The sequence below is a fragment of the Paraburkholderia sp. SG-MS1 genome (genome assembly GCF_012275575.1).
GTDB lineage: Bacteria > Pseudomonadota > Gammaproteobacteria > Burkholderiales > Burkholderiaceae > Paraburkholderia.
The window spans coordinates 71,668-78,355 of record NZ_NPIH01000108.1 but is presented as its reverse complement, the minus strand read 5'-3'; the positions used below and the strand labels follow the sequence as shown (position 1 = coordinate 78,355).

At 63.5% G+C, this 6,688-nt stretch carries 5 protein-coding genes; 1 reads left to right on the top strand and 4 read right to left on the bottom strand.

Translation table 11 applies throughout. The annotated features are described in order from the left end of the window. A partial coding sequence (locus CIC12_RS07970; protein ID WP_168663597.1) for a TetR/AcrR family transcriptional regulator occupies positions 1 to 571 on the bottom strand: 571 nt, incomplete at its 3' end. Between the two features lie 83 nt (positions 572 to 654). Here CIC12_RS07970 and CIC12_RS07965 point away from each other — a divergent pair. Beyond that, a complete protein-coding gene (locus tag CIC12_RS07965; protein WP_168663596.1) occupies positions 655 to 1,782 on the top strand; it encodes an MBL fold metallo-hydrolase in 1,128 nt (375 codons plus the stop codon). A 104-nt stretch (positions 1,783 to 1,886) separates the two neighbouring features. On the opposite strand, the gene CIC12_RS07960 is transcribed toward CIC12_RS07965, so the two are convergent. The 3 genes from CIC12_RS07960 to CIC12_RS07950 all read right to left on the bottom strand — a co-directional run bounded on the left by CIC12_RS07960 (position 1,887) and on the right by CIC12_RS07950 (position 6,586). After that, a complete protein-coding gene (locus CIC12_RS07960; RefSeq protein ID WP_168663595.1) occupies positions 1,887 to 3,686 on the bottom strand; it encodes an alkaline phosphatase family protein in 1,800 nt (599 codons plus the stop codon). Between the two features lie 239 nt (positions 3,687 to 3,925). Further along, entirely contained in the window at positions 3,926 to 5,494 is a 1,569-nt protein-coding gene (locus CIC12_RS07955) for a tetratricopeptide repeat protein (RefSeq protein ID WP_168663594.1), read from the bottom strand. A 144-nt stretch (positions 5,495 to 5,638) separates the two neighbouring features. Then, the gene (locus tag CIC12_RS07950) at positions 5,639 to 6,586 is read right to left on the bottom strand and encodes a TauD/TfdA dioxygenase family protein (RefSeq protein ID WP_168663593.1); all 948 of its coding nucleotides are present in this window, start codon (positions 6,584 to 6,586) and stop codon (positions 5,639 to 5,641) included. Positions 6,587 to 6,688 lie beyond the last annotated feature (102 nt).

The window sequence follows — 6,688 nt, the reverse complement described above, 5'->3', positions numbered from 1 at the left end:
CCTGCTTCTGTTCGTCCTGACTGAGAGAAGGCTGCCCCATCGTTACTTGCGGCCAGAACGCGAACGCCTTCACGAGACCTTGCAACTGGTGCGCGGCGAACACCGGGTCCGAGGTATCGAGACGTCCATCGGCGGCGGCCGCGCGTACCCATACCGTCAGGTCTTCCTCGCGTTCGCCCAGGCGCGCCACCATGTCCCGCGCACGCTCCGGCGAATGAATGCCCGCCGCGATCGCCACGCGTGCGAGCGACAGGAACGCATCGTCGTTCATCAGCGTCAGCTTGCGCGACAGCAGTTCGAGCAGCTGCGCGCGCAATGGCTGGTCGGTGCGATACGCCGGCGCGGGTCCCATATGACTGGCGTCCCACAACTGCCGCAAGATCTCCGCGAACAGCGCTTCCTTGCTGGGGAAATGGTTGTAGACCGTGCGCTTGGAGACGCCCGCGCGAGCGGCGATGCGGTCCATGCTGGTCGCATCGAAACCGGCTGCGAGAAATTCTTCGATGGCCGCGCTGATGACGGCGAGACGCTTGCGATCGGTGAGCCGCTGAGGGGGGAGATTCGGGTCCATCACAGAATTTTATACCGGGTAGTTTACTTTTCAGGATAATAAACTACACTATTCAGTCTACTTTTCGCATCCAGGCATTCCCTATGACATCGTTCATCGGTTCCATCAGCCGGGCTTTGGGTCTCACCGCGGCGAAACGCGGGCGCGAGTTGTCCGGTTCGTCGGCGCAGCATGACGGCCAGCGCTTTCGCAACGTGAAGCCGCGTCCCGTGGAAGGATTCGGCAAGACCTTGCGCATCGCGTGGAACGTGTTGTTGAACAAGCCTGCGGGCACCGTGCCGTCCGGCGCGTTGCCCGTCGATACGCTGACCCGCGAGCAGCTTGACGCAGCGCCCAATCGCAGTCTGTATCGGCTCGGGCATTCGACGATGTTGCTCAAGCTGCGCGGCCAGTTCTGGCTGACCGATCCGGTGTTCGCCGAACGCGCGTCGCCGTTCCGGAATGTCGGCCCCAAGCGCTTTCATGCGCCGCCCATCGCGCTCGCCGATTTGCCGCCGCTGCGCGGCGTGATTCTCTCGCACGATCATTACGACCACCTGGATCGCGACACGGTGCTCGCGCTTGCCGAGAGCACGGGCGTGTTTCTCACGCCGCTCGGGGTGGGCGACCGACTGATCGAGTGGGGCATCGCCGCGAGCAAGGTGCGCCAGTTCGATTGGTGGCAGGGCGAGCAGATCGATGGCCTGGCATTCACGGCGACGCCCGGACAGCATTTCTCGGGTCGCAGCCTGTTCGACGGCAACAGTACCTTGTGGGCATCCTGGGTCATCGTCGATGACGATCTGCGCGTCTTTTTCAGCGGCGATACAGGCTACTTCGATGGTTTCAAGGCCATCGGCGAGCGGCTCGGCCCGTTCGACGTCACGCTCATCGAGACGGGCGCTTACGACGCGCAATGGCCGTATGTGCACATGCAGCCCGAAGACACCGTGCAGGCGCATGTCGATTTACGCGGAGACTGGCTGATACCGATTCACAACGGCACCTTCGATCTGGCGATGCATCGCTGGTACGAGCCGTTCGAACGCGTGATCGGCCTGGCCGCCGCGCGCGGCATCACCCTGTCGACGCCGCGCATGGGCGAGCGGCTGGATCTTGGCGCACCGCATCGCGGCGAGCGCTGGTGGCGCAATGTCGTCGAGACTGTCGATGCGCCGAAGACGTCGCGGCGCTGGTTTGCCTGTCGCCATACCGGGCAGGCCAATTCGTGAAACGCACCGGTCGTTGACGACGTCGAGCCCTTCGGCGTCGTTATAAGGGCAAGCTCAGAGACCGGCTGGTTCACGCAAGACAGGCGATGTGCGAGCCGCTCGCATCAGGGCGCGCCATCATCGGCGGCCGTCGCTCGCGCGGGGTGAACCGCCAGCATGTGGCTCGAAAACCCTTTGTCCTGTTCGAGCCGCCACGTCGCCCATAGACGCCTGGCTGGCCCGTCGAATTCGATGGCGAGCCAGTTACGGCGCGGCGCGAGGCGCATGCCCGCGCCCGGCAACTCCATCATCTGCAGCCGATGCTCGGTGTCGATCGTTTCGCCGGCTTTCGCGTTCTGCTCCATGTAGGACAGAAAGAAGAAATCCGCCACGCCCGACGGTGCGGGATGGACGACGGCCGAACTCGTCAACTGGTTGAGCCTGCGTGCGTTATTCCCGGCGGCGCCGTTCGCTTCGATGATGCCCCACGCGGCCACGTGCACATCGCCGGACACCATGGTCACGCGGCGCTTGCGCGGGCCGTCCGCGAAAGCGACGAGGTTGCGAACGAGGCGCTTGCGCTGGCCTTCGTGATCGTCGTGGGACCAGTGATCGTGGATGTCGTCGGACAGGCTTTTGGTCACGTGCTCGCGCAGCAGGCCAAAACTATAGACCGCCTCGGCGATGCGGATCTTCGGATGCGCAACCGGCACGCTGCTGATGAACAGCAGATGCTCGACGGTGTCGGGCAGCGTCGCGAGCCATTGCGTCATCGCGTCCCACGTCGTTTCGCCGATCACCTGCAATTGCGAGCGCTCGCTGCGCAAGTCCGGTATGAGAATGGCGAGCGACCCGAACACGCCGGCATGCGAAAACCCGGGCTGGTGCGGCAGGAACGAGGGCGCAAGCGGGTCTTGCTTCACCAGCGCATCCCAGTCGATCGGATCGAAACGCGGCAGGCGGGTCGGTTGATCGGGCAGCGTTTGCGGCGGCAACAGTTCCTCGGGCATCTGCAACTGATACACCCAGAAGTTGCGGCGCGCCGCGGCGAACAGCGCGCGAAATGCGGGGCTCGCCTGCAGCTCGGGGCTGTAGGAGCCCCAGCCATCGAAGATATCGTGGTCGTCCCACATGATCAGCGAGGGGATCGTCGCGAACGCGCAGGCGGCGTCGAGTGTGGCGTCGTACGCATTCGCGGGCCACGGTGCTTTGCCGCGCGCATAGCGCCAGCGGTCGATGTATAACCCGAAGTAGTAGCGCTCGATGTCCTCGGCGAGCTTCGCGCTGACGGCGACGCCCGGCTGGTCCGCCACCGGAAGATTGCTCCATGTCTTGAGCGCTTCGATGTCTTCCCAGATCGAATCCATGTAGATCTGGTCGCCGCCCATCAGCATCGCGTGAAATCGCAGCGGGATGCCTTGCTGAAAGAGTGTGGAGTCGACCCATGCCTGATGCTCGTCCCAGTCGGTTTCATGGGCTTTGAGCAGTGGGCCGTCGTGATTCGTGATCAGATCGGCCCACACATTGCTCGCGTCGTGCTGAAGATCCTTGATCACCTTCACCGACGAAAACCCATTGCACGACACATAGGTGAAACGCGGCGTCTGGCCGGCGGCGGGCACGATAAAGCGCCACGTCGCGTTGCCGCCGAACGAATACGTGACGACCCGTTCTTCCGCCGATTGTTTGACCGGCATCGCGTAGCGCAGCACTTGCGCGTCGTTCGTCTTGCGCAGCAAGCGTGGCGCGGCGGGATCGGCGTTGCCCTCGACAGTGAGCGTGGGCGGCGCCGCGTCTGCGCGAATGACGATCAGCGCGGTGATGCGCCATAGCGTCGGCGCATCGGCCGTGCTGGGCCGCAAGCCGAGCACCGGGCCCATCAGCAGATCGTTCTGCGAGGATGCCTTCTTTCTGGTGGTGGCCATGCTTCACCTCGCCGTGTTGACGTCGCGGGTCCGCGCGCGTCATTCGGGCAGCTGGATGGTGGGGCGGTGCGCGTCGATTTTGCGCGGTCGGCCGGTGAAGATTAGTGCAGCGCGCCACCGAACATGCATCAGGACGAACCCTGGCGCATGGCTTCACCGCGCCAGGATAGCGGTTTGTGGCTCGCATCGCCAGCGCGTACAGCGGCCACGCGACGCGCTCGCTGTGCGGCACGCTTGATTCAGGCGTGCCGCACAGCGTCGATTTCCGCGCCAAGCGCGGCCACGACGCCAGTCCAATCACCTCGTGTGGTTTGTCGAAAGAGCCGCGCTTGTGCGTACCACGGACTATCGTTTCGTTCGAGTTGCCATCGCCAATCCGGCATGAATGGCAAAGCAATCCATACGGGTTTGCCGAGCGCGCCCGCCAGATGCGCGACCGCCGTGTCGACGCTGATCACGAGGTCGAGGCGTGCGATCAGTGCAGCGGTCTGGGCGAACGAGGTGAGCCGCGCGGAAACATCGCGCAACCGCCCACGCTGTTCCAGTTGCGCGAAGCACGCTCGGTCGCTTTCGCGCACCTCCTGTTGCAGCGCGAAGAATCTGGCGTCGATATTCAGCAGCGGCTGCAATTGATCGAGCGGTATGGAGCGGTTGCGATCATTCAGATGCGTCGTGCTTCCCGACCACGCGATTCCAATCTTGAGTTGTCGATCGGAGTCGGCAAAAAGATCGTCCCACTGACGGCTAAGCGCGTCGTCCGCGTGCACATACGGTGCGAGCACAGCGAGATCGGCTGCGCGAAGCTTGAGCGCGAACGGCAGGCTCATGATTGGAATGTGATAGTCGAAATGCGGCACCGGCGCCGTCTCGCCGATGACTTCAGCCGCGCCGCGATAAGGTTGCAGAAGAGGCAGCAACGCATCCTGAACACGCAACACCACGCGAGCGCCGGCTGCGCTGAGTCGATCCACGAAGCGCACGAATTGCAACGTATCGCCGAAGCCCTGCTCGTGATGAACAAATACGGTCTTGCCGGCTATCGGCTGGGCGCCGGTCCACAGCGTGTTCTGCGGGAAACCGTGGCTGCCGGTGCCATCGCGCCAGCGCCATTCGTATTCGCGCCAGCCGTGTTCGAATTCGCCGAGCAGCAGGTTGGTCTGAGCGCGATTGGTGCGCGCGCCGGCATCGTTCGGATCGAGCGAAAGCGCCTTCTTGAACTGGAGCAAAGCCTCACCGAAACGCGACAGGTCTCGCAACGCCACGCCGAGATTGACGTAGGCGCGCACGAAACGCGGCTTGAGCGCGATCGCCTGCCGGTAGGCATCCAGTTCGTCGTCGTAACGCTCCATCGTGCCGAGCAGCGCGCCCCGGTTGTAGTGCGCCTCGGCGGATAGCGGCTGGACTTTGCACAGGCGCTCGAGCATCGCAAGTGATCGTTGCAATTCGCCACGCTGGATCAGCGACATGGCGGCGCCATACAACGAAGCGGCATGGTTTGGAAACTGAGCGAGGCAGCGTTCGAACAGCGCAATCGCATCATCGTGACGTTGCGCCGACTGGCACACTTGCGCGGCGAAATTCAGTTGATCCACGGACATTAACGTGGTTGCCGATGGCTGCGTCAGATACTCCGCTGCGCGCGCATGATCGCCCAGCCTCGCGGCAATGGCGCCGAGACCTGCCAGCGCTTCGCCGTGATCGGGAACGCTGGCCAGAATGGTATGCAGCAGACTGGCGGCTTCGTCGAAGTGACCGGCGTCAAAGCTCTTTTGCGCAGCGGCGAGCGTGGGTTCGATGTCGTGATTCATGGCGAGGAATGCGGCGCGGAATGCGATCTGTCGACGAATGAGCAACGGCTCATTGTACGGGATCGCATCGAACGGGACCGGCACTCGACGCACTGCGGTAAGGGTGGGATTGGACGCTGTGAGCGCGGCCTGCACGCCCCACACTCAGTTCAACGCCACCGCCGCCGCCGCGCTCACCGGTGACCCCTCAATCGCCACCGACTGCCGCCCGTCCGGACCGACCGGCACATCGCCGACGAGCGTCGTGCGATACAACTGGCGGTCGAAGTCGAGATCGAAGATATCGGTGGGCGCGAGATGCGCGGTCGCGCGGTTGTCCCAGAACGCGACGCTGCCCGCTTCCCACTTGAAGCGCACCGTGAATTCCGGCCGCGTCACATGTTCCCAGAGCAGTTCGAGCAACGCCTGGCTCTCACGCGGCGTCACGTCGACAATCGATTTCAGAAAGCTCGGGCTCACATAGAGCGCACGCTCACCCGTTTCCGGATGCACCCTGACGAGCGGATGCTCGGTGACGAGTGCGCGCTGTTCGACGGCTTTGACGAACGCCTGCGTGCCGCTCGCGCCGGCGGGCGGCGTGAAACGGTGAATGCCGCGCAAGCCATCGACGAACGCGCGCAGCGGCGCGGAAAGCTTCTGGTAGGCGCGCACCAGATCGGTCCACTGCGTATCGCCGCCGTAAGGCGGAATCGTCACGCCGCGCAGAATCGAGGCCCACGGCGGATTGACCGCGGCAGTCACGTCCGTATGCCAGCCGGTCCATGGACGCAGCAATGCCTGGCCCTCGAAACGCGTGGCCTTGCGGTACTTCGAAATCGAATAGACCTCGGGATGTCCGTCGACATGACCGAACACCGGATGCCCCAGCGTCAATTCGCCGAATTGAGCGGAGAACGCGACGTGCTGCTCGTGCGTCAGAAACTGCTCGCGAAAGAACACGACCCGCCACTTCAGCAATGCCGCGCGAATCTGCGCGACCTCGCTCGGCTCCAGTTTGCGCGTGAGATCGACACCGTGAATCTCCGCGCCGATATGCGCCGAGAGCGGCTTGACTTCAATCGACTGTGCTTCATGCAATGCGGCTGCGCTCATGCAAGGCTCCTCGCGAAAAGAAACGTGTCCGATGTCGGCTCACAGGCCGTCGGCTCTCACGTTAAATTCGCCGATGCTCGAATCCAACCAATCTTTGCGCAT

What these genes read in the sequence shown, in the direction of transcription:
- CIC12_RS07965 (WP_168663596.1), top strand. Translation starts at nt 655, where the DNA reads ATGACATCGTTCATCGGTTCCATCAGCCGGGCTTTGGGTCTCACCGCG.
- CIC12_RS07960 (WP_168663595.1), bottom strand. Translation starts at nt 3,686, where the DNA reads ATGGCCACCACCAGAAAGAAGGCATCCTCGCAGAACGATCTGCTGATG.
- CIC12_RS07955 (WP_168663594.1), bottom strand. Translation starts at nt 5,494, where the DNA reads ATGAATCACGACATCGAACCCACGCTCGCCGCTGCGCAAAAGAGCTTT.
- CIC12_RS07950 (WP_168663593.1), bottom strand. Translation starts at nt 6,586, where the DNA reads ATGAGCGCAGCCGCATTGCATGAAGCACAGTCGATTGAAGTCAAGCCG.